Below are 26331 nucleotides of genomic sequence, written 5' to 3'. Positions count from 1 at the left end.
TATTTATGATCTGATCCTCACATCGGAGAACTCAATCCATCCGGTGTATGTATTCTCGACCTGAATCTTTTCTTTACCACCATATTCAGCCTTCTTCAGCAAATCATAGACATTTCCTGAGATCATTACTGGCTTCACAGGCTTACCGTTGAACAGCAGGTTCGAGCATTGCAGACTGAAATCACCACTCACTGGATTCGAGGTATGCGCTCCAGTTAGGGAGTGCACATATATGGCGGAATCGTATTCGCTCTCTTCTTCAATCTCGAGTATCATGTTGGTTGCTGAAGTTGCTGGGAAGCTGTTTCTTTCGATTCTTATGCCATTGCCTGTAGGTTCCCCATTTAGCTCGATGGACGATTTCCAGTCGTTTATGAATCCCTCAAGCACACCATCTTTGATGATGTAACTTCTCCTGCTCTCAACTCCCTCATCATCGAAGGGGGATGACATCAGAAGGCTGTCTGCTGTGCCATCATCGATTATGCTGATATCCGAGAAAATCTTCTCCCCCAGCTTGTCTTTGAGCATGCTTCTTCCCTTCAGAACATTGTCCGCAAAGAATGCAGGGTATAGAGCATAATTCAATAGCTGGTGAACTGCCAATGGGGAGAAAACTACATTATACTCTCCGGAATCTATTTTCTCATCGGTCTGTTTTGAGAAAAGAGAGCTATTTCTCACAACATTCTCAACATCCAGATCCAGATCTCTTGAATAGGCCACATCGTATGCAGAACCACTTTCAGACACGCATTCAACAAACACAGATACGGCAGTTTCCTCTTTTTCAACTTCGGTTCCAGTAGAGTTCAGGATCCTTGTTTTAGAGGCTGATAGCTCTATAACTCCTTCTGTGAGGTTAACCTTTTCTTCATCAGCAATGGCTGTCATTCTCTTGCCCGTCTCATACAGCCATTCCGGTTGTTTAATGGTTTCAACAACTTTCTCGCTGAATATTCCATCCACCATAGCTGCACCACCTTCCGGAAAATCTGACAGCCTGTCCTCTGAGACTCTGGAGATTTTGACAGCCATCTCGCATGCGGATATGATTGAATCCGGATCGGTTGTGTAGGCAAAACCAACCTTTGAATCGTTTATAACCCTGACAGCTATCCCTTCCTCAACATCATCGATCAGAGAGGATAGCCTGTTTTTCTCGATCTTCAAGACCTTCTGATACTCTATTTCGTGAAATATCTCCCATGAATCTGAATTGAAGTCGAGGTATCTTGCTGCATGCTCTATATTCATTCTGAAGTCTACTTCATCCATCAACAACACCTCCCCCACTCTTAACCACCACTACCATCTTAGCTACCCCCAACAAGTGCTGTAACCACGGTAGGTGGTGCTCCATCCGATACTGGCACGAGCTGTCCAGATTTTCCGCAGAAGCCGGAATCGAACTTGACACCCTTCCCGATCTTTATGCCTTTCAGTATTTCTAGCGTGTTGCCGCTGAGCGAAACATCCCTCACCATGTTCCTGATCTCTCCGTTCACTATAAGATACCCATACTGGGCGTTGAACTGGAAGTATCCTGTAGCTGGATTTGTTTCACCACCCCTCGAGCCTATCAAATACACACCATTTTTCACCTCTTCCAGCAGTTCATCCAGGCTGTAGCTCCCCTCAGCAATGTATGTGTTGCTCATTCTGACTATTGGCTCCATAACTCCCTGACTCCTTGCATTTCCAGCCCTTCCGTTCATCCTGTATGCGGTCTCCCTCGAATGCAAAAACTCTTTAAACACTCCAGATTCGATAATCGTCTTCTTTTCAGCCTTGTACCCCTCATCATCATATGGAAAGAAGCCGAATTCTGGCATAAGTGGATCGTCATAGACATAGAGCTCTTCCGGTCCCACCCTTATTCCAGTTTTTTTGAGAATGCTCGCGCCCTTAAGCAGGTGATCTGCCTCGACTGCATGCCCGAAAGCCTCATGTATGAATACCCCACCAAGAGATGGATCCATCAGAACCGGCATCCTGCCAGATGGTGGAGGCAGAGCGTTTACGAGATCCTTCAGCTTTTCTCTCAGTTCAATCGCCATCTCAAAAACTTCATCCGTTAGAACCTCAAATCCACCAACCCTAAAGAGTCTTTTGGACAAAAACTGCAGGCTCCCATCCTTTGCAACAGCCTGTATCGATACTCCAACTCTCGGAACAAAGTACTCTACCTCTTCCCCGCTTGAGTTTCTGTAATGAAATCTCCGCTTGTTCTCAATGTATCCGACCCTCGTATTGACAATGAAGCTATCCTTCAACTCTTTCTCTATCTCCCTCAAGAGCTGGATTTTCTCCTCAACCGATACATCATCGACATTCTCTTTCTGCATGAACTCGTACTTCCCGCTGAAAGAGGTAGCATCTATTCCTTCTGTGTCAGCTCGAATGATATTTCTCTCAGCGAGCTTTATGCCCTCAGAATCATCCACCAAACCACTGTAGTATCCCCATCCATTTTTAAACACTCTGAAGCCTTTTCCATGGAACCTCTCGAATTTTGGCTTCTCTACAGATCCGTTTTCGAGCAGGATCGTGAGTGATTCAGTTCTTACATCTCTAATATCAAAAAATTCCATGAAATTAATTTGCTGCTGGATTAAAAAAGATTTATTGGTTGCTCAACCTTTCAGTCCATCAGCTCCCTCAGCCTATCCAGAAGTCTATCTTTGTCTTCCCCATCTCTGAGGCTGTACTCCAAAACCTCATCTATCCTCGACACAGGTATGATCTCAATCCTTCCAGAGCTTTCGGCATCGAGCAGCACATCATCCAAGTTGTCCTTTGGAATTATAACCCGCTTCATCCCTGCTTGAATTGCAGCTTCTATCTTCTGGGTTACACCCCCAACAGGCAGTACTTCTCCCTTTACTGACAGCGATCCGGTCATTGCAACGCTTTGATAAACGGGTATGTTCTCTATGGCCGATATAACTGCGGTTGCTATACTTATGCTTGCAGAGTCTCCCTCAACTCCTTCATATGTACCGACAAACTGTATATGGACATCCTTCTCGGATATATTCTTTCCTATGTACTTCTTAATTATCGCAGAAACATTCATCACAGCCTCTCTCGCTATCTCCTGCAGCCTTCCGGTGGCTATAACCCTCCCTTCTTCCTTACTCAGGGATGGGGTTACTTCAGCCATTATAGGCAGCACAACTCCTGCTGTCTCTCCAATAACTGCCAGTCCATTTACTCTGCCAACCTCCTCGCCCTCAGTTATGAAGAGCCTGTAGTCCCTCCTTCTCTCTATGTACTTGTCTGCAAGCTGTTCCTCTATCGTCTTGGCAATCTTCTTGGCCCTCAGAACATGTTCCACTCTAACCAGATCAGAGTTCTCACTCTTTGCAATATCTCCCGCAGTTCTTACAAGCCCTCCAAGCTCTCTGAGCCTCAGTGTTAGATGATTTCTCCTGCCTGCCCTTCTCTTAGCCTCCTTAATTATTTCGGCTACAGCATTTCTGTCAAAGTGTGGGATCTTACCGTCTTTTATAACTTCTTGGGCAACAAACCTGACGAGCTTTCTTCTATTCTCGACCGTATCCTTCATCGTATCGTTCATGTAGATCTCATAACCATAACCCTCAATTCTACTTCTCAATGCTGGGTGCATTCCTGTCAGAGCATCGAGGTTCCCGGCTGCTACGAGAATGAAGTCGCAGGGAACCGGTTCTGTCCTGACCATCGCACCACTGCTTCTCTCAGACTGTCCGGTTATTGGGAACTTCTTTTCCTGCATTGCTGTTAGAATCTTCTGCTGGGATTCTATTGTAAGCGTGTTGGTCTCATCTATGAAAAGCACACCCTTGTGTGCTCTGTGTATTGCTCCGGCCTCAACCCTCTCGTGCGGTGGAGTTTCAAGTCCACCACTCTGGAAGGGGTCGTGCCTGACATCACCAAAGAGCGCACCGGCATGCGCTCCGGTTGCATCTTCATAGGGGGCAGTCTCCTTATCCTTGTTGTTGACGAGGAGCTTAGGTATGTTTTTTTCTTCTTTCGGAAAGATGTATCTTGATACGAGGAAGAGCATTGCAGCGGCGATTATGCCCCATATGATCTCTCCTCTTATGGCCGAATAACCGATGATAAATATGAACAGCGTGAAAAGGAAGAAGTTTCGAGCCTGAGATTTCTTCATTGCTTCCTGCTTGTAGGAGTCTACTATCTCTTTACCCTTTCCAGCAGGTACAGTTCTTATCCTGGGCTGATTGGGATCTTCTAGATTGGGATATACAAGAATGTCTTCAAGCTCTTCTTTTGGAAGTAACTCTGCCATCGCTTTGGCAAGCATCGATTTACCAGTTCCGGGTGAACCAATCAGCATCACATGTCGCTTCTGAACAGCAGCTTTTTTTATTGCCTCAACAGCATCATCCTGACCTATTACTTGGTCAACCAGCCTTTCAGGTATCTCAATCTCTGCAGTGGTCTTGAAATCGAGATGTCCAACGAGTTCATCTACTTCTGTTTCTGAAATCTCTCTGGAGATCTCTTTCATGCATCCTGACTTATGGTGAAATAATTTAAATAAGTTGTGCATTCTCTACTCGACAAAACATTTGGCGATAAAATTAAATTTTAGTCTGGTTCTAATATTATACGGTGATACTATGTCTGAAATGTCTGAAGAGTTCGAATATGAAGCAAGCTTTAGTAAGACCGAGATCGTAGGATTCCTCAGGAGCTTAGCTGATAAAATTGAAAGAGGGGAGATAACGCTAAGCGGTGAGAACTGGGATATCAGATTTCCCTTCTCCGAACCAGTAGAAGTGGATATCGATTACGAAAGAGACAGAAAGCTCTCTATAAAATTTAAATTCAGAAAAAGAGGGGAATTAAGGGTTTAAAGCCACTATTTTTTCTCCCCTCTGCATCGCAACTTTACCCGTTCTGGCGAGCTCTCTGATTCCGAACTGTCTCATTAGATTCACAAAAGCCCTTATCTTATCCTCATCTCCCGTTAGCTCGATTATGAGGCTATCCTTTGACACATCCACAACTCTCCCTCTGAAAATGTTGGCGAGTTCAACTATCTCTCCCCTCGTCTCGGATGTTGCTTTAACCTTTATAAGTACAAGCTCTCTTTCAACGCTGTTTTCTGTAACATCACTGACCTTTATGATCTCTATCAGCTTGTTGAGCTGTTTCATAACCTGTTCAACCATCTTGGTATCTCCGTTGACGACTATGGTCATCCTCGAGATATCTTCTCTATCTGTAGTGCCAACGGTGAGACTCTCTATGTTGAAATTTCTTCTTCTGAATAGTGATGAGACTCTCGCAAGCACACCGGGCTTGTTCTCAACCAGAACGGATATAGTATATTTTGATCTTTTATTATTGTTGCTCATACATACCCCTCCTAATACTCTCCATCGATTATCTGGTTCAGTCCGGCACCAGCAGGAACCATCGGATAGACATTCTCCAGCCTCTCCACTCTGAAATCTATGACCACTGGCCTATCCCTTATCTCAAAAGCCTCTTTCAGCGCCTCATCCACCTCACTTGGCCTCTCAACAACTATGCCAACACCACCAAATCCCTCAGCAATCTTGTCAAACCTCATTTCTTTGCATCTCAAGCAGGTTGCAGAGTACCTCTCTTTGTAGAACAGTTCCTGCCACTGTCTGACCATTCCAAGGAACTGGTTGTTCATTATTGCGATTTTAACAGGGATGTTAAAGTCAACACAGGTTGCCAGCTCCTGAATGTTCATCAGGAAGCTGCCATCTCCGGCAACATCCACAACATTCTTCTCCGGGAATGCCATCTGTGCACCTATTGCTGCCGGGAATCCAAAGCCCATCGTGCCAAGTCCACCGCTTGAAATGAACTGCCTCGGATATTTGGTTTTGAAGTACTGTGCAGCCCACATCTGGTTCTGTCCAACTTCCGTTGTGACAATTGTATCTGGCTCTATTTCGAATATTCTCTCTATAATATACTGTGGTCTGAGCTTGTCATCTTTTCTGTATCTGAGAGGATACTTTGTTCTCCAGCTTGCTATTCTGTCCTCCCACTCTTTTCGCTTTTTGTAGCTGATTATTTTCAGGAGGGATGAGAGAACATTTTTGGCATCACCAACTATCGGAACATCAACTCTCACATTCTTCCCTATCTCTGCCGGATCGACATCGATGTGGATTATTTTCGCATAAGGAGCGAAGCTTTCAACATTTCCTGTTGTACGATCGCTGAACCTCGTTCCAACGGCAATAACCAGGTCACACTCGGTTAAAGCATAGTTTGCATATTTGGAGCCATGCATCCCAACAAATCCTAAGCAGAGAGGATGTGTTTCCGGAATCGATCCCTTGCCCATGAGGGTTGTGACAACATGAGCCGGAATCGTTTCGGCAAGCTTAACGAGCTCATCACTGGCGTTGGATAATATAACTCCACCTCCAGCGAGAATTATCGGCCTCTCGCTCTCCATTATAAGCTGTGCAGCTCTCTTTATCTGTTTGGGATGACCCTTTAGATTGGGTTTATAGCCCGGCAGGTTAACTTTTTTCGGATAGTTGTACTCAACATCTATTGCGGTGATATCCTTTGGAACATCTATCAGAACCGGGCCTGGCCTCCCGGTGGATGCTATGTAGAAGGCTTCCTTTATCGATGGCAGAAGCTCCTCGGGCTTGTGTATTATATAGTTGTGCTTGGTGATGGGCATGGTTATGCCAGTTATGTCAGCTTCTTGGAAAGCATCGTAGCCTATCAGGCTTCTCGGAACCTGGCCTGTGAGAACAACTATTGGAGACGAGTCCATGTAAGCTGTTGCTAGGCCCGTAACGGCATTCGTCGCTCCAGGGCCCGAGGTTGTGAATGCAACTCCAGTTTTTCCAGAAGCTCTGGCGTAGCCGTCTGCCGCATGGACCGCAGCCTGTTCGTGTCTGGTCAGAATGTGTGTTATCTGAGAATCGTAAAGGGCATCATAGACCTCGATTATAGCTCCACCTGGTATCCCGAAAATGGTTTTAACACCCTCCTCCTCCAAAGCCTTGACAATCGCGTCAGCACCTCGCATTTAACCACCTCAAAAGACGGAAAAACCATTTAAAGAAGCAATACTACTACAACAATAAGTACTACCCCAAGAACAACTCCAAAATTGTTTAGTTCGAGGGTAGCACTCATTATATCCCGATAAATAATTGGCTTTAAATATTTTTTGGTGAAAGGGTCTGGATTGTGATATCTTAAATAGTGTTGGAAATCAGTGATCGAATAATTTTCATAAAGAAGAGCGACGAGGTCATAAACCGGAAAATATGACTCTACTTATAACAATCTATCAAACTTCTCCAACCTATTTCTGAATAAAAATATATTAATAAAGATTTATTCTTCACCAAAAGCAGATTCGTAAACTAGCTCTATTACATCCATCACGCTGAGCTGCTCATCGAGCTTCTGCGTTTTAACACCGTCCTCAAGCATTATCATGCAGAACGGACAGGCCACTGCAAGAATCTCCGCTCCTGTTCCAGCTGCCTCTTTCGCCCTGATGTTGTTTGGCCTGTCTTCACCGGGATACTCTCTCACAAGATTGCCTCCACCTGCACCGCAGCAGAAGCTTCTCTCCCTGTTCCTTGGCATCTCAACGAGTTCAATTCCCGGAATTGTCTTGAGTATCTCCCTTGGCAACTCATACATTCCGTTGTATCTTCCGAGGTAGCATGGATCGTGGAATGTGACCTTCTTGTTTATTGGCTTCTTCAGCTTAAGCCTGCCATCCTTTATTGCCTCATAGATAATCTCAAGGATGAATTTCACATCATAACCCTCGTACTCATTCTTGAAGGCGTTGTAGCAGTGAGGTGATGTTGCAACAATTCTCTCAACGCCGTATTTCTCGAAAGTTGCAGTGTTCTCCTCCATGAGGAGCTGGAAAAGTCCTTCTTCTCCAACTCTTCTCACATCATTTCCGCAGCATCCTTCTTCTCTTCCGAGGATTGCGTAGCTAAAGCCAATTGCATTGAGAATCTCAACGAGCTTCTTGGAAACGATCTTGTTCCTGTTGTCAAAGCTGTGGCCACATCCAACCCACCAGAGCCACTCAAATTCTGCGTTCTTGGCTCTCGGTACATCCAGTTCCTTCGCCCAAGCATCTCTCTTGAACTTTGCCTCACCCCATGGATTCTTCTGTTTCTGAATGTTCGTAAGGAAGTCTCTGATGTCCGGCGGTGCTTCGCCGCTTTCAACCACTCCCCGGCGCATCTCGACGATGATTTCCATATGCTCAATGTAAACAGGACACATCTCCATGCATGCTCTACATGTTGTGCATGCCCAGACTGCGTCCATGTCCAGCACACTGTCGAGCAGAACAGTTTCTTCTTTTGGTCTTCCAAGGAAATCATGGCTATCGCTCAAAGTTTTTCTAAGATTCTGCATGAGGTACATTGGTGAGAGTGTTGTGCCAGAATTGAATGCAGGACAGGCATCCTGACATCTACCACATCGCATGCATGCGAGGCTTGAAAGCATATCTCTCCACTGCAAATCCTTCGGCTCTATTGCACCCATGTACTCCTCATCCTCTATGCCTCTCGTCGCGACTCTCTCAGTTCTCGTGAGAATGTTGAGTGGTGCAGCAATAACATGTGCAAGCTTTGTGAAAGGAATTAAAGCTACGAAAAGCATTGCAAAGAGAGAATGAATGCTCCACAATGCTCTGTATGCCTCCAGGTTGAATGGCAGGGTGCTTGAGATTGCTCCTCCGATTATGGCTGTGTATGGCGGCATTCCGCTTGCAAGCCTTATAGACTCAACAAGGAAACCGAGAACTGTGATCGCTATGAGCCCGAAAAGGACAAGCCCGTCATCTTTTGCATGTTCCCACTTTTTTGCGAATCTTGAGGGTTTGATAATATATCTGTTTAAAGCAGCAATAACCAGACCAGCAATCAATGCGAGGCCAGCAAGATCCATCGCCGCTTCATGGATTAGATAAAATGTGCCCCTGAAGAATGAAGATTCAAAGTGATCCGCTATTGTTAGAATTACCGTTCCAATCGTCAGTACTATGAGTCCCCAGAGCATCAGGAGATGCATTACGCCCATTTTCGCCTCTCTGATGAAGAGTCTGGCAAAAAGGAATGCATCTCTTATGACCCACCAGAGCCTCCTGCCAGGGTTGCTGAACCTGTCCTCGTCACTCCTTCCAAGCCTCAGTATGTTATACCACTGGTAGACTCCCAGCAGAAGTACTGCTGCAGCAGCTATGAACAGCAGATAATGGATGTAAAGTATAGCAGACTCACCTATTCCCCATAGAAGCTCTCTTGTCGGCTCAACCAATCTGTTCACCCCCACAGCCAAGAATCCGCATTAATATTGTTGTATTAAAACCTTGTGGGCTTTTTACCAGTAACTCAAATCTGAGATAGGATATTCAAAACTATTATTGATCTCAAATTATACTATTCTATATAAACATTTCGATAAACTCTTCGACTAATAGCTCAAATGCCAATTTCGTTCCAAAGTTGTTTTTCAAATTTCAGAAAAACAGTCCAAAAGTTTTTCAAGTTTCAGAAAAAAACTGGAGATCATGAAGACTATTGGGCTTCTTGGAGGTATGAGCTGGGAGTCAACCGCAGAATACTACAGAATAATCAATGAGATGATATCAAGTAAGCTTGGAAATTTACATTCTGCTAAAATACTCCTTTACAGCTTTGATTTCGAGGAAATAGTTGAGAAACAGAAGACAGAAGACTGGAAAGCTCTTGGCGACATCCTTGCCGAAAGGGCTGCTGCACTCGAGAATGCTGGAGCGGACATGGTTTTGATCTGCACGAACACGATGCATAAGGTGGCAGACGATGTTCAATCCAGAATAAACATCCCCCTTGTGAGCATAATAGACGCTACTGCTGAGGAAATAGTTAAAAATGGCATTAAAAAGGTTGGACTTCTTGGAACACTTTTCACAATGGAGGATGACTTTTACAGAGATGGGCTGAAGAAGTATGGAATCGATGTAGTGGTTCCGGATAAAAAAGAGAGAAAATTTGTACACGATGTAATATTCGGTGAACTGTGCAAGGGAATCATAAAGAAAGAATCGAAATCAAGATTTCTGGAAATAATCTCCAAGCTTGTTGAAAATGGAGTGGAAGGAATAGTACTCGGATGCACGGAGATTCCTCTGTTAGTAAAACAGGAGGATGTTGATATTCCAATCTTCGATACAACAGAGATTCACGCGAGAAAAGCGGTGGAAATGGCTATAAGCTAATCATTTGAGCTTCTCGAGAATTATTGCTGGACAGATTTTCTTAACTCCCGGTATTTTCCCAATTTTTTCTGAAATTATCTTTGTTAGCTCATCTCCATCCTTTGCCCAGATTTCAGCCATGATCATATGGTCTCCAGTGGTTATGTAAACGCTTCTCGTGAACTCCTCGTCCTTGAGCTTTTTGGCAACATCAAGAAACTTCTCAGGCTCTGTATCAACTCCTGTCAGGGAGACTACATTGTATCCAAGCTTTGTGCTGTCCACTTCTATCGTGTACTTCCTTATTATCCCCCTTGCCTCCAGATTCTTGACCCTCTTTCTTATCGCTGCCTCAGTTATACCGAGTTCTTTAGCCATCTTGGTGTAGGATACTCTTGAATCCTCGGCAAGCATTCCGATTATTTTCTTGTCCTTTTCATCGATCAATTTCATTAAACATATTTACCCTTCTCAGTATATAAAATTAACTTGGAACTATAATTTAATGTAAAATTATATACATATTTCGGACTGAATAGTTTTTATATAGAACCTAAAAATACTAGTTTTGAGTTATTAAATTATATTGATAAATTAAATTGCTAAATTAAATCCTGATTGGAGCAGGATTAAAACACAGAATGCCAATTATGAAGGTAAAAATTCCGATCAGATAGCGCCTCATGTCGATTTCCTCTTCATCGTCAAGCGGTTCTGGATGTCTCTGCATCGAGAAGATGAACACGACTAAACCCCAGAAGATGAGAATGCTGTCCTGTTTGAAGAGTGTGGTATATATCAACCCTGTCGCGATAACGAGCATGGGCATGATCCTTGATATTCTATCCGCTTTTTTACCGAGCATCGCCCTCAAAATATGGCCTCCATCCAGCTGACCTGCAGGAATGAGGTTAAAGAATGTGACAAGCATCCCCACCCACCCAGCAAAGGCTATTGGATGTATTACCTCGCTTTCAGGTTTTACGATATAGGTAATCAAATCGAACAGTAATGGTGTTCCGAGTTCGATGTATGTTCCCTCTACAGCCTTATATGGTAGGCTGAGTCCTATTGCGGTTATGATAATCGATGCAAAAATACCAACAAGAGGTCCGGATACGCCCACATCGAACAGGGCTTTTCTGTTTGGGATGGCTCCTTTATGCCTTATAATCGCGCCAAGCGTCCCGACAATTGTTGGGAATGGTATGAAGTATGGTAAGCTGGTTTTCATACCCCATCTCTTTGCGATGATGTAGTGTCCCATTTCATGGCTGCCAAGAACGAACATAATCGCAAATGAGAATTTCATGCCTTCTAAAAGGCTGAAATCCGGGGAGAATGAAGCTCCAACAAATGTTGTTGTAGCAACTGTTGCAATAAAGAGAATTATGTTAATCCAGTAATTATCTTTCTCATCTCTCCGCAAAAAGGCTTCGATAACGAACTCTCCATATACATATTTCATTTCAATATTTAGTGTAGGCAGATACTTTGCAATTCGCTTCTTGAAATCATCGATCGAGAAGACATCTCTGGGATTCACATAGTACCTGATTCCATTATCCAGTATTTCCTTCTCGTAGATATTGAAGAATTCCTCTATGTCAGATGTAAACGTTTCAATAATTTTGTTACTGGTGTTTGAACCTGAATCCCTAATGTTATCCCCTCTAAGGCTTCTCAACAACTTTTTTTCCCTTCTCACACGGAATTACTTCTATTTTAGCGTCATCAAATTTCATCCTGAATGTTTTATCAAGCAATCTGTCAAGAAAAACTGCCAAGGCTGCGACCTCGCTATGGGGTTGATTTCCGATTGATATGTTCATATCGCACATCTCATATACCTCTGGTGGAACTTTCTCGGAACCAACAACAACCAGAACCCTTTCACTTTTCCGTATCACATCCAGCTTTTCAGTGAGGGGTATGCCGTACATCGTTAGGTGAACCTTCAGTCCATCAAATTCTCTTAAAAACTTTCTCCACTCCACGCTTTCAATGAGGAAGTCTCCACCCCATCTATCTACAACGCCCCTGACCGAACTGAACACATTTTCATCGTAAACGCTGAAGTATATCCCCTTCGCTCCAAAAGCTCTTGCAGTGAGGGCTACATGGGTTGAGATCCTTTTATCCCTACTTACTCTGTGTCCGAGTCTGAGAACATAAACTTCCATCAGAATTTCTCTTCCTTGAATGCGGTTATAAACTTGACTGATGTTACACCTCTCAAAGCGCTCAACCTACCAACCATCTTCTTGATTTTGCTCATGTCGCCTTTAACAGTTATCATCTCCAGACAGTTCTCCTCATCTATGTGAATGTGCATCGTTGTTGTTACAACATCCCCGAAATCATGCTGGAGGGAGATTATCGTGTCGGTCACACCCCGGTACTTGTGGTCATAGATAACGCTGACAACCCCGATGACCTCTCCACTCTCCTTCTCGAGCCACTTGTACTCGTTGATGTACATCCTGATGGCATCTCTGATAGCTTCAGACCTTGAAGAGTAGCCCCTCGACCTTATGATAGAATCGAACTCGGCGAGAAGATTTTTTGGCAGACTAACACCGATTCTTACAATAGCCTCATCCATAGACTGAAATCGAAGAAGAAGTAAATAGATTTTTTGCTATTTTTAAGATAATTAACTTGATTGTTACTTGGTGTTACCAATCCGTAGCATATTGTTTAATAAACATAAACATCAACGACAGCATGGATAACTCCCGGTGAGTAGTTTTTTACCTTTCTGTAACCCTCAATCTTCACTTTTTTGCCGAGCTTTTCTGCAACTTCATTTATCCTATTCACAGGCCTGTCCTTCACAGCCAGTGGCACTGCCTCATGGTAGTGAATATAACCCTCATCCACTGCCAAAAATGCGGTTTTCAGAAATTCGTGGCAGTAAATATGTCCCATAATTATCCTATCGGCTTTTGGAGGTGTCACAAACATTGAATCTCCAAGAATCGGGATAACGTTATCCACTTCATTCAGCCTGATGTTCTCCAGAAGGTAGTGATAGGATTCGGGGTTGATCTCTATTGAGTATATCCTCTTAGCATTCGAATGCTTTGCAATTGGTATCGAAAAGTAACCTATCCCGGCGAACATATCTACAACGATCTCGCCATCCTCAACAAGCCTTGCAATTCTCATCTTTTCGTGCTGATTTCCGACACTGTACATGACTTTCTTAACATCCAGCTTGAAATAGCAACCATTCTCCAGCTTTACAGTCTCTGTGTAGCTTTCATCTCCCGCTAAAAACTCAAGCCTGGGTTTTCTCAGCATATCCTCTTTGCCTAGATCTCTCCACACGGATTTGCAGTTCGGGTGGAGCCTGAGCAAACACTCACCAATCGCTTTCCTGTATGCTTCTAGCTCATCAGCTATTTTAACCAGAATTATTTCTCCAATCATCTTGTACGACTTTGGTATGAAATCCAGTAGATCTTTGGGTATGATCTCGATAAGGTAATCCTCAAGCCTTCTGTGTCTTGCAGATAGTGGACTATCCGCATAAACAACCTCGTAATCAAAATATCTTTCAAAGCCAGTCAATATGGGAATATACACGAATTCTCCATCGGATCTGATCAGCCTGTTTTTATCCTTTGCACCGATGGATTCTGCTTTCTTTCTGACTTTCTCAGCATCTCTTTTCGGAACCTTTAAGGCCAGACCTTTCATATTTGCTCATTTACCTATAATGGGAAATATATAGACTCTGTCTCCCTCCTCGACATAGAATACCTCTTCCCCTATGTTTGGATTCCAGTGATTTTCAGCGAGAACGGTTTTCTGGTCATATGGCCTCAGCACCTCAACCACGCTGGCATCAACATTCACAACCACAGCCTTCTCTATCTCATCTCTCTTCCTCACAAGCACAGGATTCTTTAAAACATGCAGCTTTCCCGAGCTATCCATTGCCTTGTTTTTGACAGCATTCACAACAATATACACTTCATCTCCATCCCTGACAGCATCTCCGTTCCTGTACTCTTTCAGCCTGATTGAGTATGTTGTTCTGAATATGTCTCTGCCATCCTTCCTTCCAGCTATCTTCTGGCTCTCAGTTATAACCCCTCCGATCTCGTTTTCCATCCGTCTAACAGCTTTTCTCGCAATGTTTCTGCTTCCTATGTAGAAATCTATGCCCTCCTCGAGTTCCTCAATTTTTGAAACAAATGCTCCGGGATTATCCACTTCCTTCTCAATTTCTTTCAAAATTAATTTTTTAGCAAGCTCTACCTCATCTTTTTCAAGTTCTCTGTTCTCAGCCCTTAGCTGAATGATTGCCTCGAAATAACCGCCATAGTACCTGCTACACCGATCACAGACCTCCCTTTTCTGTCTGAATTCCAAGTAGTGATCCCGCTCAATCCTCAACCCCCTAAAGCTACCTTCGATGTGCAGAACACAGCGATTCTCTCCGATCTCCGAAATCTCAAATGAATCTATCTTAAATTCGGGATCGTACCTGAAACTTCTGAGGGCACTATGGTGAAGTGCACGGGATAAATCAACATCAGTCCATTTCTCGACAAAAAATCTACCACATTTCGGACAGGTCTTTATCTGGAGATAGGGTTCAATATCATAAATTTCATTTCTCTCGATATAGCACTCCGGACAGATCTCATACTCCGTTTCTTTTCCGCATAATGCACATTTTCTCATCGTAAATGATCTGTTTTAGAGGATTGTATTTAATCTTTGCCGTACTGCTATATGACATCCCAAATTTACGGTTAATCCTCGAAATCTTTCTGCCTGTATTTTATTCCCAGTTTCTTCCATCCCTTTCTTTTTCCACCTAATTTCCCCCTGAGAAAATCTCTTATTCTCTCCGACTCAAGCCAGCCCCTGTCCAGCTTGCTCACAACATCTTCAATTCTTTTAACTGCATCCATTATGATCTCCTTTAATTCCCTAAGTTCACCATCCTTTCCATCAAGCATTACCTCGGTTATCCCTGAAATCACCGTTAGAGGGTTTCTTATCTGATCCACAAGGATTGCATAGTTCTCGATGTTTTTCTCTATCTGTTCAAATGCTTTTAACTTTGCTTTTTCAAGTTCAAGTCTTTCTGTGATGTCTATAAGGGTTCCGATTATGGCAGGCTTACCTTTGTATACTATCCTCGAGCCAAAAACTTCATTGTATCTCTTTTCCCCGTCTTTTCTTATCATCCTCAGACAGTAGTTTATCGACTCAATTTCACCCGCTATTCTTCTTTCAAGGTTTTTTCTGACAGTTTCCTTATCATCAGGGTGAATAAATTCGAGGGGGGATCTCCCTATCAATTCGTCAGTCTCATATCCCCAGATCTCAGCCATTTTTGGATTTACATACTTAAAAACTCCGTCCTGGATAAGATATATCCCAACAAGGGATTTTTCTGCTAGAGTTCTGAACATTTCCTCCGAATCTTTCAAAGCCTTTTCAATTTTCTTTCTTTCAGTGATATCTCTAACAATGCCTTCGATCTCTTTAACCTCTTTGACCTCGCCTTCCCCATCAAAAACCGGCCATTCAATTACTTCAAACCAGATAATCCTGCCATCCTTTGATACACCCCTGAATTCATATCTTCCAGTGTTTCCTTTCAGAACCCTTTTGAACAGCTCTTTGAGCCCTTCTAAATCCTCAGGATGGGTAATTCTCTTGGAGGTATGTCCAATCAGTTCTTCAGGAGCATAGCCGAGCATTTCCGCAAACTTTGGATTTACATCGATGAACCTGCCATTTTTGTCAAGGATGAAAAAGATATCACGGGCATTTTCGTAGAATCTTTCGTATCTCTTCAATCTTTCAAGCATCCTTTTTCTTTCTTCTTTCCTCTTTCTGCCTCTCCTTTCTGAGCGGCGGTTTCTGTAAAGGTGGTTTCTACAAATAATGAGGACAAAAATCGGAAAACCAACGATAGTCCACCCCACCCAGGAAGAAAAAGTAAGGATCAAAGCAAACCACCCCTGGTCTACCTCCTTAGATGCATTTTATTTGCTGAATCATTATGATTATCATAATGTTATATTATTTAGAATGCAGGTATATAAATTTTTCCATACACCATTATGATAAGATTTCATGGTGAATGGCTTCTTCATTAGCTTTCTCGTATGTTTTATTCGGGTGATTCCAAAGATACCATATCCTGCTAGACTTAACTCACCTAACAGACTTACTTAACCCTGACAAGATACAATTCGCTTCCACAGACAGGGCACCTATCTACATCATCTTTGATAACTCTTTTACATCCTCTGCATTTCCTCACCCATTTGTATTCGCTTGATATTCCCTTCTGGATTATGGAATCAGTCTTAAAACCAATTTTTCTTGCAACATTCTGGATCGAGTAGTCATCTGTAACCAGTACAACTTCCTCCTTTTCACTCAGCTCGCTTGCAAGAGCTAACAGCTTGATGTCTGTCTCAGAAAGCCTGTAGATATCCCCCGTTTTTCTTGCAACTCTTTCAATGTTTTTTATGTATTTTCTGTCAGGCTCTATGACTTCCAGATCAATTATGGAGAGGTAGCTTGACGAGTTGCTATCCTTAACTTCCTCGACCACTTCAGGAACTGTAACCATTTTTTTATAAAATCCTTTTTTGAAAATTATCGCACTCGTGTCGATTACATAGACTACCACAGCATTTCATTTGCATATATCTTGAAATATTTTTTGTGAGGTTGAGCTATCGAGTTATCTCTGCCACTTCTCAACATTGTATATTATTCGACAGTTCTCGATCCACAATCAGTCCGGCGAGGTAGTGAAATGACCGAGAACACTTTCAGAAATGGCTGTTTTTGATTAGGGAGCACATGCAAGTATTTGATGTACTCGAGCAGAACCCTGAGGTTGTCTTGGTCTCCTACACCCTTGACACTGTACTTCTCTTCGAGCTTATCGAAGTAAGGCGATCTGCTTAAAAGGCTCTGGTGCTGGGAAAGTCCCTTTTTGATGTCACTCTCGACCTATATTCACCAACTGTCGAGAGCTTCAATGAAGTCTTCGATGAGGTTGTTGAAGTCGTACCTGTCCGCAACGCTTGTGTAAGTTTTGTTGTCCGTAAAGTGGCTGGAGGACTTACGATGTAGCCGCTTAGAGTTCCATCTATAAGACTATGTCGGATTCTTCAATCATGGCACCAGCTCTAAGCTCCTTAGAGCCATGTGGAGATTTAATCTGTCATCGATATGCTTGTAAGTTTTCATTGCAGCAATGTCGTGCATAACCTTTTGGCTTGTCACTTTTGCAAATTCTATTCCAACAATAAAGAATTCTTCCTCTGTCATCTCTCGTTTTATTGGTTTGAGTTCTCACTTTTGTTATTTCTGAGTTATACTTTGCTGAAGATGAGAGATAAAAATATGGATTTGTACGAGTTCTCATTTAATTTTATTAGGGATTCGGAAAAAATGACCTTGAGATGTTTTGTAAGGATCCAGCTTTGCTTATCTATTTGCTGTGCGTTAAAAAACTCAACAGTAACTAGACTGTGATTTTTCAGGCAATTTTTCTGGAGCTATTGATTCTTTTGTAGCCGTTAGATGCTGGATTTATTAAAATAGAGAGATTGGGTAAGGGAGAAACCCCTCAGAGTCATTTGCTGGCTGGCTGGTTGGGAGTTGTATGGTGAAGGTGAAATTCCACTTATGAATAAACAGGACCAATTTTTGGTTTTGAACCCAATCAGGTACGGGCCGGAGGGGATTTGAACCCCCGACCGACGGATTAAGAGTCCGCTGCTCTGCCTAGCTGAGCTACCGGCCCACTACATTATGCCTGTTGGCTTGTGCTTATAAGGATTGTGGTGCTCAACGAGTATATCTCTCTGTATGTTCTGTATATTGGGACAGTGACGGAATTTAAAATTTCTGCAAAACTTCCCGGAATTACTCAGAAAAACGGTTTTGTAGATCGATCCAGCTGTGTCGATCATTATATGAAAGTCAGGAACATCGCAAAAATTAATGATCTCAAAAACCTAACAAAAGGCTCATACAAACCAACGAAGAATACTAATGGCCAAAAGGTTCCGGCAAAGAAGGTTTTGCTGAAAGTTGGGTAACTGCACAGATGTCGAGGCAGCAAAGGTCTGTGTTAAAAAGGTGTGGTTCAAAACATTCAAACTGCTGGACAGGTATTCGGGAGTTGCAGAGGATAATTTGACATATATCGTTTTGGAAGTTTATCTCCAGAACAATGGCAACAAAACGATCTATCAGCGAATGACTTCCTTGCCACAGACTGTAATGAAAATATTATGCTATGATCACATGATCCACCTGTTTGAGGATGCATATCAGATCGATGATCTCGAGAGAGGAAAGAGCATAAGCGGAAAATAGGCCTTCCTTGTAGCAACCACATTTATTGCGGATTTTAGAACTTCAATTTCCTCGGCACGAAGCGGGTTGTTTGGGAGGTTAAAAAAAGATGTTGAAAAATAATTATAAATCGAACTTATATTTTAAAGTTTTCTTAACTAAATTATAAAGCAAATACATGTTTTTCTCTGTAATCTCTTCGATAAACAAAAATTTAGAAACTTTTAAATGGTTAATCAGTTATGAACAGTGTAGGTGATCTAGGATGTATGCATACAACTATCAGCTTTTGATAAAACATATACTCGAAAGTGGTGTGAAGTACGCACCAAATCAGGAGATCGTGTACAGAGACCTGCACCGCTACAAATACAAGGACATGTACGAGAGGGTTAAGAAACTGGCGAATGTTCTTGAAAGCCTCGGTGTTAAAGAGGGAACAAAGGTTGCTGTGCTCGACTGGGACTCACACAGATATCTTGAATGTTATTACGCAATACCGATGGTTGGTGCGGTTCTGCATACCGTTAATGTCAGGTTAAGTCCAGAGGATATTCTTTACACAATGCAGCATGCTGAGGATGAGGTTGTCTTCGTGTTCAAGGACTTTCTGCCCTTAATCGAGACGATCAAGGATAAGCTTGATACTGTTAAGCACTATGTGGTCATGACCGATGATGGGATGCCCGAAACCTCTCTGACGGATATGGAATATGAGAGCCTGCTTAAAGATGCTGATAGCAATTACGATTTCCCCGACTTTGATGAAAATACGATGGCAACAATGGCCTACACAACAGGAACCACCGGAAGGCCAAAGGGTGTCTGGTTTACCCATAGACAGCTTGTTCTCCACACTCTGGCTGTTGCCGTATCTGTTCTCGGACGCTCAAGTGCGATACGGCTGAGTGACAGGGAGGTTTACATGCCTCTAACTCCGATGTTCCATGTCCATGCATGGGGAATACCGTATGTCTCAACCATGCTTGGCTACAAACAGGTTTATCCGGGTAGATATGAACCCCAGATGATTGCCAAGCTCATATTCAGCGAAAGGGTAACCTTCAGCCACTGTGTGCCAACGATACTCCAGATGATCGTTGATAATCTGCCCGAAGGTGTGAAGTTCAACAACTGGAAGGTTGTCCTTGGTGGTTCGAAATTAACAAAAGGACTGGCTTTGAGGGCAAGAGAGAAGGGTATAATCACAATGGCTGGGTATGGAATGTCCGAAACATGCCCTGTGCTCACTCTGGGATTTCTGAGACCAGAAGTCAGAGACCTCAGCGAGGAAGAACAGATAGAGTACATGATAAAGACCGGATTCCCGATACCGTTGGTGTACATCAGGGTTGTTAACGAGAACATGGAGGATGTGAAGAACGACGGAAAAGAGATGGGAGAGATCGTTGCAAGAGCGCCATGGCTCACCCAGAGCTATCTGAAGAACGAGGAGAAGACCAAGGAACTATGGGAGGGAGGATGGCTCCATACTGGAGATATAGCCGTTGTTGATGAGCTTGGATACATAACCATAGTTGACAGGCTCAAGGATGTCGTGAAGAGCGGTGGAGAGTGGATTTCAACGCTAACGCTTGAGAACCTCCTCAGCATGCATCCGAAGGTGAGGGAGGTTGCCGTCATAGGTATCCCTGATGAGAAGTGGGGCGAGAGGCCTCTTGCAATCATAACCCCGATGGGAGAGAAACCAACTCCTGAAGAGCTTAAAGAATTCCTGATGAAATTCGTTGAGGAAGGAAAGATCACCAAATGGGCAGTTCCCGACAGATACGAGTTTGTTGATGAGATTCCAAAGACGAGTGTGGGCAAGATAGACAAGAAAGTGCTGAAACAGAGATACAGCTAAGAAAGAGCTAAAAATTATAATTTAAGTTTTATATTTTCTATTTCTTTCAGGATCTCTTTATAGTTTGCTTCAATGCTGTCGTTTATTCTCGCATACAAACTGTTTCCATGACTGTCTATTCCAACGATTAGCGGGCCAAAATTCTCAACCTCAAACACCCAGACAGCCTCAGGCATCCCGAGATCATCCCAGTAAACTCCCTTGACTTTCTTAATCGCATGACTTGCCAGAGCCCCAGCCCCTCCGGTGTATGCGAAGTAAACTCCTTTGCCTTTAAGCGCATTCACGACCTCCGAGCTCATACCACCCTTGCCTATTATTCCCATGACCTCAACTTTCTCGAGAATCTTAGGAGCTAAACTGTTCATTCTGGCTGAAGTTGTTGGTCCGGCTGAGACAGCCTTCCACTCACCACCAACTTTTTTCATCAGGGGCCCGCAGTGATACACAACCGCTCCATCAAAGTTCACGGGCAATTCTTTCCCTTCATCCATATACTCTATCGCCCTCATATGGGCCTCATCCCTTGCCGTGAAGATCTCGCCGCTAACATAGACTATATCTCCAGCCCTGAGCTTCAGAATTTCATCCTTTTTGATGGGAGTTTCGATATAATACTCCATAACTATCACCTCAGATATGTTACAGCCCTTCTGTTCGCCCAGCACTGCACATTGACAGCCACTGGAAGCGATGCAGTATGGCAGTAACCAATTTCTATGAATGTTCCGAGGACGGTGGTATCTCCACCAAGCCCCATGGGTCCTATTCCAAGCCTGTTGGCCATTTCGGTGATTTTTTGCTCAACATCCGTCATCTTCCTGGCATCTCTCAAAAGGGCTTTCTTGGCGAGCTTTGCACATCCATCGAATGTTGAGCCTATCCCCACCCCAAGAAATACCGGAGGACAGGGCTTGCCCATTGCGTTTTTCACAACATCTATTATGAACTTCGGAATCTCCTTTATCTGGGATGGAAGCAACATCCTCAGAGCGGAGACATTTTCACTACCAGCACCCTTCGGCATTACCGCGAGCTTCAATGTATCACCATCCACCAAATCTATGTTTATTTGCGGGACATGAAAGCCCACATTGTTTCCGGGGTTCTCTCTCGATAGTGGATGTACCGCATTCGGCCTCATCGGTATCTCGGATGTGGCTTTTTTAACACCGTCGATGATGGCTTGTTTCAGATCGAAGTCAATGCAGAGTTCTCTGCCAACTTCTGCAAACACGATCGGAATTCCAGTGTCCTGACACATTGGAACTTTAAGCTTTCTTGCAGAATCGATGTTTCTGAGTATTGCAGAAAGGTTGTTTCTTGCAGTTTCGTTGGTCTCTTTCTCGTAAGCTTTCCTGATTACCTCAACAACATCCTCGCCAAGATCGGTTTCAGCCTTTAAAAACAGCTCATATACTGCTTCAACAACATCATCATACTCCATCTGATCACCGGTTTCAGTTACGATTAATCTTTAGAAAAACTTTACTTTTTACCTTGAATGGTTGATACTATCGGCAATGCTATTTCCACAGAAACTTTCGTATCTCTTCAGACTCCAGCCATCCCCTGTCGAGTTTTTCGACAATTTTCAAGATTCTGTCAATCTGTTCGGTAACGATTTTGGCGAGTTTATCATCCATCTCCATTTCAGCAAGGCCGTATATTACGGACAGGGGATTCCGTATCTGGTCAACTAAAATCGCAAATTGCTCGATATTCCTGTCGATTTGAATGAGAGCTTTTCTTTTTAGTCTCTCAAGTTCTGTTGCCTTCAGTGCGGAAGCTAGATTGCTTGCCAAGGTGTTGATCAGCTTGAACTCATCACGACTCAGATACCTGTTCGTGTGAAGCACGATCAGACCCTTAACTTCTCTCTCAACAATCATCGGGAATGAGAGTATCTTGATTTTTTTGCCTTCATGGTCTGTAAACATTTTTCGTATAGCTCTTCTGTATCTCAGGCTTTCACCAACTATCTCGTCAATCCACTCCTGTTTCAGAAATTCGTTTTTGTATGCAACGCTAACTTTCTTCCCATCGATTGTTAATATTGTGGCTGAAAAACCCTCGAGCGAGTTAAGCTCTTCACAGGCTTTTCTGAGTATGTTCTGCTCAGTCTCTCCTGACATGATCATCTCGTTTACTGTATTCATAGCCTTCAACAGCAGACCCATGCTGACGATATCGGTCACATCTTTCGAGATAACCAAGCAGTATTTTCCATCAGGTAAATCAATCGGTACCAGTGTATTTATGAAGTATCTACCGTTACTCTCATCCCTGAATTTTAGCGGCTTATTTCGTTTGAACATCCTTTTAATGTATTTCATCATCCTGTTCGCAACATTCTCCGGCAAAACTTCGGATAAACGCTTGCCGATTGGGTTTGTACCAAGGTTTTTCACCATGGCCGGATTGGCCTCGATAAAAGCGAAATCTCTGTTTATTATTGCAATCAGATTAGGTGATTTCTCGAAGATTTTCCTGAATTTCTCCTCACTCTCTCTGATTTTCTTTTCCATGGCTATCTTTTCAGAGATATCCCTCAGAATTCCCTCGGCGCCAACAACCCTGCCATTCTCGAACACTGGCCATAGTATAACTTCCATCACATACTCTCTCCCATCTTTGGCAATTGCTTTTGCTTCATACCTGACTGTTTTTCCCTGCATGACCTTTCTGAAATTCTCTCTAACCATTGAGACCTCATCCGGATGAACGAGCTTTCTCGCAGTATGCCCTATCAGCTCTTCTCTGGAATAGCCGAGCATTTCTGCATACTTTGGGTTGACATCCAAAAACCTTCCATTGTTATCGAGTATGAAGAACAGATCCTGAGCATTCTCATAGAATCTCCGGTATTCTTCCAGTTTTTTCCTGTATCTTTCGGACTCCGTGATGTCTATAAGCGTCCCAATGATGGCCGGTCGTCCCCCGTAAGTGACTCTGGATCCAAACACCTCATTTGTTCTGACCTCACCATCTTTCCGTATTATCTGGAGCTTGTAGTTGATCGCCTTCACTTTTCCATCGATCCTGAGTTTGAGATTTTTATCAACTAGTTCTCTGTATTCCGGATGGATAAACTGCAGGGGGCTTTTTCCAATAAGCTCATCAACATCATACCCCCACAATTCCGCAAGTTTTGGATTGACATACTTGAAAACACCATCCTGAATGAGGTATATCCCGACCAGTGACTTTTCTGCAAGTGCCTCGAACATTTTTCCTGATTCTCTCAGCCAGAGCTCCTGCTTTTTCTCTTTTGTTATATCCCGAAGTATGCCTTCCGCCCCGGAAACTCTGTTCTCCTCGAAAATGGGCCATTCAACAATCTCCACATACATCACCCTGCCGTCTTTTGCTATGACTCTGCACTCGAATCTCGTAGCTTTACCGTTGATGATCTCTAAAAAATTCTTTTTTAACACTTCCAGATCGTCTGGATGAACGAGCTTTCTCGCAGTATGCCCTATCAACTCTTCTCTGGAATAGCCGAGCATCTCAACATACTTTCGATTCACTTCAGCAAATCTCCCATCGCTATCGATTATGAAGAAAGCCTCCTCCGATTTTTCGAAGAAGTCTTTATACCTTTTCAGCATTTGTGATCAGCAGTTTTCAATTTTATCACAAACACAGCTCCTTTCGGTTCGTTATCCTCCACCCAGACCTCTCCATCGTATCTTTCAACAACCTTCTTCACAATATACAGACCCAGGCCAGTATGCCCAGTATCTCCTGAGAAGAATCCTTCCTCGAAAATCTTCTCTTTTATCTCATCCGGAACACCTTTGCCATAGTCTGCGATTCTTATCTCACAGAAACCATTATGCTTTATCGTTATATCTATCCTGTCAGTTTTGCCATGCACAATCGCATTGTTCACTATGTTGTCAATCACAGAGCCAAAAGCCTCATCCGCAAAAACGACGCAATCTCCACTCACTTTAAATTCAATTTCTTGATATTTTTCAGTGACATCCTCAACAACCTTCCTGACACTAATTTTTCTCAACTCACTAAGGTTTGTCAGCCCTTCAAGCTCTCTCATCTTCCTGATCAGTTTAATACCCCTCTCAATTGCCTTGAAAGCCCTATCAATGATCTCTTCATCTCCCGTCTCTTTATACATCTCGAGAGCGTAGCTTATAACTGTCAGATCGTTCAGCAAATCGTGCCTGAGTATTTTATTTATAAGTTTCAGCGTCTCGTTCAGCTCAACCAGCTTCTTCTCCATCTTTTTTCTTTCGGTGATATCTCTGGCAACCCCAAGCCTTCCTATGACCTTTCCATCTCTACCCTTCATGTTCGTTACATTCAGCTCCACGAAGATTCTTCTTCCATTCTTTCCGATCAGTTCAACTTCATACAGCGGTATTTTCTCACCAGACAAGCCTCTTTTAAACTTCTCTATCGTTGAATCAACATATTCCGGAGCGAGAACAAGTCTGAAATGCTTTCCAATAAGGTCTTTTGAAGAATATCCTGTGATTTCGTCGAATTTCTTGTTGAGGTATGTGAATCTTCCCTCTGTATCTAGTGCAAATACGATGTCGTTTATAGTCTCCACAAGCGTTCTATACTTCTCCTCAGACTCTCTTAGCTTATCCTCCATCAGCTTTTTTTCAGTTATGTCTCTCACACTTCCAAGAATCACCGTCTGGCCCATGTAGGTTATCGCCTTGACCGAGAATTCACAATACCTCGTTTCCCCATCTTTGGTGATAATCTTTGATATATGGGACTCCGGAGCTTTCTCTCCACTAAATCTCCTTCTTATGTATTCCCTTATGCGTTCCCTGTCATCGGGATGAATGAGGTCTAAGGGATCTATTCTGTACAGCTCTTCCTTCGTGTACCTTGTAAGGTCACACACTCTATCGTTGACGAACAGAAAACCGTCTGGTGTGAGAAGATAAACAGCATCATGTGTTTTTTCAACCAGCGTCCTGTACTTCTCTTCAGATTCTTTAAGCTTCTCTTCCATTTGCTTTCTCTCAGTGATGTCCCTGTGAATGGATATTATTGAACTCACATCTCCATTATCCCGTATTATGGAGGCCACACACTCCATAGAGATTATCCTGCCATCTTTTGAAACCACCTCAACTTCATGTCGCAGGAATCCTTCTTTCATCAGATTATCCAGCTTATCGAAAAATTTTTTTCTTGAATTGGGAGTGAAAATATCGTACACATATTTCCCGATAATTTCCTCTTTCGAGTATCCGATCGACTTTATTGCTGGATTTACATCCAGTATCTTTCCTTCTGGTGACAGGAGGTATATTATATCAACAGCAGATTCAAACAGCGACTTGAACTTCCTTTCCCTCTCGATCAGATCCATTTCCATCTTTTTTCTTTCAGTTACATCTTCTGCGAGGTGCAGGAAAACTGTGGAATCACCGATGTTTAGCCTGCTCGCTCTAACCTTCAGCCATCTGCCGATGCTCTGTTCGTAGAACTCTTCCTCACCACTTCCACCTTTCAGAAGGTTCAGGATCGCACAGTAATCTGGTGGGGCATTTGCCGAATGAAAAACCTCAAAGCACTTTTTACCGGTAACATTTCCAAACAGCCTCTCAATCTCCCTGTTTATCGTTAAAATGTTGAAATCCTCGTCAATGAGAGCTGCAAGCAAGTCCAGTTGATCAAGAACATCTTCTAAATTAACGGAAATTTCTCTATCAGGTTTATTAACCATAATATCTTTATGTACTATTTAAATATTTAACACTTTTAGTGTAGGCATGATTATGATACATAGCACGCATACTACAGCAAAATCTTAACAGAATTATTCTATTCAGTTGGTCCATTTTGCTCGGAAGATTTTAAATATTGG

The 26331-nt window shown here is 43.0% G+C and carries 24 protein-coding genes and 1 tRNA gene; 5 read left to right on the top strand and 20 right to left on the bottom strand.

Going from position 1 to position 26331, the window contains the following annotated elements:
- Positions 1 to 3 precede the first annotated feature (3 nt).
- Genes ASULF_RS08250 through lonB form a run of 3 tightly spaced genes read right to left on the bottom strand, consistent with a single transcriptional unit; the run spans position 4 to position 4519 of the window.
- Positions 4 to 1278, bottom strand: a complete 1275-nt coding sequence (locus tag ASULF_RS08250) for a TldD/PmbA family protein (RefSeq protein ID WP_015591264.1) — start codon at positions 1276 to 1278, stop codon at positions 4 to 6.
- A gap of 38 nt (positions 1279 to 1316) precedes the next feature.
- Positions 1317 to 2594 (bottom strand): TldD/PmbA family protein, encoded by a 1278-nt coding sequence (locus tag ASULF_RS08245; RefSeq protein WP_015591263.1) that lies wholly within the window; start codon positions 2592 to 2594, stop codon positions 1317 to 1319.
- Between the two features lie 50 nt (positions 2595 to 2644).
- Positions 2645 to 4519, bottom strand: a complete 1875-nt coding sequence (gene lonB, locus ASULF_RS08240; RefSeq protein WP_015591262.1) for an ATP-dependent protease LonB — start codon at positions 4517 to 4519, stop codon at positions 2645 to 2647.
- Between the two features lie 112 nt (positions 4520 to 4631).
- Here lonB and ASULF_RS08235 point away from each other — a divergent pair, with 112 nt between their 5' ends.
- Positions 4632 to 4868, top strand: a complete 237-nt coding sequence (locus ASULF_RS08235) for an amphi-Trp domain-containing protein (protein ID WP_015591261.1) — start codon at positions 4632 to 4634, stop codon at positions 4866 to 4868.
- Here the strand turns inward: ASULF_RS08235 and ilvN are convergent.
- From ilvN to ASULF_RS08220, 3 genes are all read right to left on the bottom strand, one after another.
- Entirely contained in the window at positions 4857 to 5372 is a 516-nt protein-coding gene (gene ilvN / locus ASULF_RS08230) for an acetolactate synthase small subunit (protein ID WP_015591260.1), read from the bottom strand. The two genes, ASULF_RS08235 and ilvN, sit on opposite strands and share 12 nt — an antisense overlap.
- A gap of 11 nt (positions 5373 to 5383) precedes the next feature.
- Positions 5384 to 7051 carry an acetolactate synthase large subunit gene (locus ASULF_RS08225; protein WP_015591259.1) on the bottom strand — a complete coding sequence of 556 codons (1668 nt, stop codon included), beginning with the start codon at positions 7049 to 7051 and terminating at the stop codon, positions 5384 to 5386.
- Between the two features lie 314 nt (positions 7052 to 7365).
- A complete protein-coding gene (locus tag ASULF_RS08220; RefSeq protein ID WP_236609727.1) occupies positions 7366 to 9342 on the bottom strand; it encodes a heterodisulfide reductase-related iron-sulfur binding cluster in 1977 nt (658 codons plus the stop codon).
- A gap of 238 nt (positions 9343 to 9580) precedes the next feature.
- Here ASULF_RS08220 and ASULF_RS08215 point away from each other — a divergent pair, with 238 nt between their 5' ends.
- Positions 9581 to 10270, top strand: a complete 690-nt coding sequence (locus ASULF_RS08215) for an aspartate/glutamate racemase family protein (protein ID WP_015591257.1) — start codon at positions 9581 to 9583, stop codon at positions 10268 to 10270.
- Here the strand turns inward: ASULF_RS08215 and ASULF_RS08210 are convergent, their stop codons facing one another.
- The 10 genes from ASULF_RS08210 to ASULF_RS08170 all read right to left on the bottom strand — a co-directional run bounded on the left by ASULF_RS08210 (position 10271) and on the right by ASULF_RS08170 (position 18050).
- A complete protein-coding gene (locus ASULF_RS08210) occupies positions 10271 to 10696 on the bottom strand; it encodes an Lrp/AsnC ligand binding domain-containing protein (RefSeq protein ID WP_048098369.1) in 426 nt (141 codons plus the stop codon). It abuts the gene before it with no gap.
- Positions 10697 to 10856: 160 nt separating this feature from the next.
- The gene (locus ASULF_RS08205; protein WP_015591255.1) at positions 10857 to 11957 is read right to left on the bottom strand and encodes a site-2 protease family protein; all 1101 of its coding nucleotides are present in this window, start codon (positions 11955 to 11957) and stop codon (positions 10857 to 10859) included.
- On the bottom strand, positions 11923 to 12432 hold the full coding sequence (locus tag ASULF_RS08200) for a tRNA (cytidine(56)-2'-O)-methyltransferase (protein ID WP_015591254.1): 510 nt from the start codon (positions 12430 to 12432) through the stop codon (positions 11923 to 11925). Before ASULF_RS08200 ends, ASULF_RS08205 begins: the two co-directional genes overlap by 35 nt.
- On the bottom strand, positions 12432 to 12854 hold the full coding sequence (gene nikR / locus ASULF_RS08195) for a nickel-responsive transcriptional regulator NikR (RefSeq protein WP_015591253.1): 423 nt from the start codon (positions 12852 to 12854) through the stop codon (positions 12432 to 12434). The genes ASULF_RS08200 and nikR overlap by 1 nt, the downstream gene beginning before the upstream one ends.
- Positions 12855 to 12949: 95 nt before the next feature.
- Positions 12950 to 13954 (bottom strand): class I SAM-dependent methyltransferase, encoded by a 1005-nt coding sequence (locus ASULF_RS08190; RefSeq protein WP_015591252.1) that lies wholly within the window; start codon positions 13952 to 13954, stop codon positions 12950 to 12952.
- Between the two features lie 6 nt (positions 13955 to 13960).
- A complete protein-coding gene (locus ASULF_RS08185) occupies positions 13961 to 14947 on the bottom strand; it encodes a 60S ribosomal export protein NMD3 (protein WP_015591251.1) in 987 nt (328 codons plus the stop codon).
- 71 nt (positions 14948 to 15018) lie between these two features.
- Complete coding sequence (locus tag ASULF_RS08180) at positions 15019 to 16230, bottom strand: PAS domain S-box protein (protein ID WP_015591250.1); 1212 nt, start codon at positions 16228 to 16230, stop codon at positions 15019 to 15021.
- A gap of 221 nt (positions 16231 to 16451) precedes the next feature.
- Complete coding sequence (locus ASULF_RS08175) at positions 16452 to 16922, bottom strand: NOB1 family endonuclease (protein ID WP_015591249.1); 471 nt, start codon at positions 16920 to 16922, stop codon at positions 16452 to 16454.
- 494 nt (positions 16923 to 17416) lie between these two features.
- The gene (locus tag ASULF_RS12030; RefSeq protein WP_015591248.1) at positions 17417 to 17572 is read right to left on the bottom strand and encodes a hypothetical protein; all 156 of its coding nucleotides are present in this window, start codon (positions 17570 to 17572) and stop codon (positions 17417 to 17419) included.
- 404 nt (positions 17573 to 17976) lie between these two features.
- Positions 17977 to 18050 (bottom strand) — tRNA-Lys (locus ASULF_RS08170).
- Positions 18051 to 18222: 172 nt separating this feature from the next.
- Here ASULF_RS08170 and ASULF_RS12340 point away from each other — a divergent pair.
- The 3 genes from ASULF_RS12340 to ASULF_RS08155 all read left to right on the top strand — a co-directional run bounded on the left by ASULF_RS12340 (position 18223) and on the right by ASULF_RS08155 (position 20474).
- Complete coding sequence (locus ASULF_RS12340; protein ID WP_269077380.1) at positions 18223 to 18348, top strand: hypothetical protein; 126 nt, start codon at positions 18223 to 18225, stop codon at positions 18346 to 18348.
- On the top strand, positions 18341 to 18628 hold the full coding sequence (locus tag ASULF_RS08160) for a hypothetical protein (RefSeq protein ID WP_015591247.1): 288 nt from the start codon (positions 18341 to 18343) through the stop codon (positions 18626 to 18628). Before ASULF_RS12340 ends, ASULF_RS08160 begins: the two co-directional genes overlap by 8 nt.
- 244 nt (positions 18629 to 18872) lie before the next feature.
- Positions 18873 to 20474 (top strand): fatty acid--CoA ligase, encoded by a 1602-nt coding sequence (locus tag ASULF_RS08155; protein WP_015591246.1) that lies wholly within the window; start codon positions 18873 to 18875, stop codon positions 20472 to 20474.
- Between the two features lie 14 nt (positions 20475 to 20488).
- On the opposite strand, the gene ASULF_RS08150 is transcribed toward ASULF_RS08155, so the two are convergent.
- The 4 genes from ASULF_RS08150 to ASULF_RS11405 all read right to left on the bottom strand — a co-directional run bounded on the left by ASULF_RS08150 (position 20489) and on the right by ASULF_RS11405 (position 26190).
- Positions 20489 to 21097, bottom strand: a complete 609-nt coding sequence (locus tag ASULF_RS08150) for a FumA C-terminus/TtdB family hydratase beta subunit (RefSeq protein WP_015591245.1) — start codon at positions 21095 to 21097, stop codon at positions 20489 to 20491.
- A gap of 5 nt (positions 21098 to 21102) precedes the next feature.
- Complete coding sequence (locus ASULF_RS08145; RefSeq protein WP_015591244.1) at positions 21103 to 21921, bottom strand: fumarate hydratase; 819 nt, start codon at positions 21919 to 21921, stop codon at positions 21103 to 21105.
- Between the two features lie 79 nt (positions 21922 to 22000).
- Entirely contained in the window at positions 22001 to 24085 is a 2085-nt protein-coding gene (locus ASULF_RS08140) for a PAS domain S-box protein (RefSeq protein ID WP_015591243.1), read from the bottom strand.
- Positions 24079 to 26190 carry a PAS domain S-box protein gene (locus tag ASULF_RS11405; protein WP_015591242.1) on the bottom strand — a complete coding sequence of 704 codons (2112 nt, stop codon included), beginning with the start codon at positions 26188 to 26190 and terminating at the stop codon, positions 24079 to 24081. The genes ASULF_RS08140 and ASULF_RS11405 overlap by 7 nt, the downstream gene beginning before the upstream one ends.
- Positions 26191 to 26331: the final 141 nt, after the last annotated feature.

Origin of the sequence: Archaeoglobus sulfaticallidus PM70-1 (genome assembly GCF_000385565.1) — an archaeon.
GTDB lineage: Archaea > Halobacteriota > Archaeoglobi > Archaeoglobales > Archaeoglobaceae > Archaeoglobus_A > Archaeoglobus_A sulfaticallidus.
This window is presented reverse-complemented; position numbering and strand designations above follow the sequence as displayed.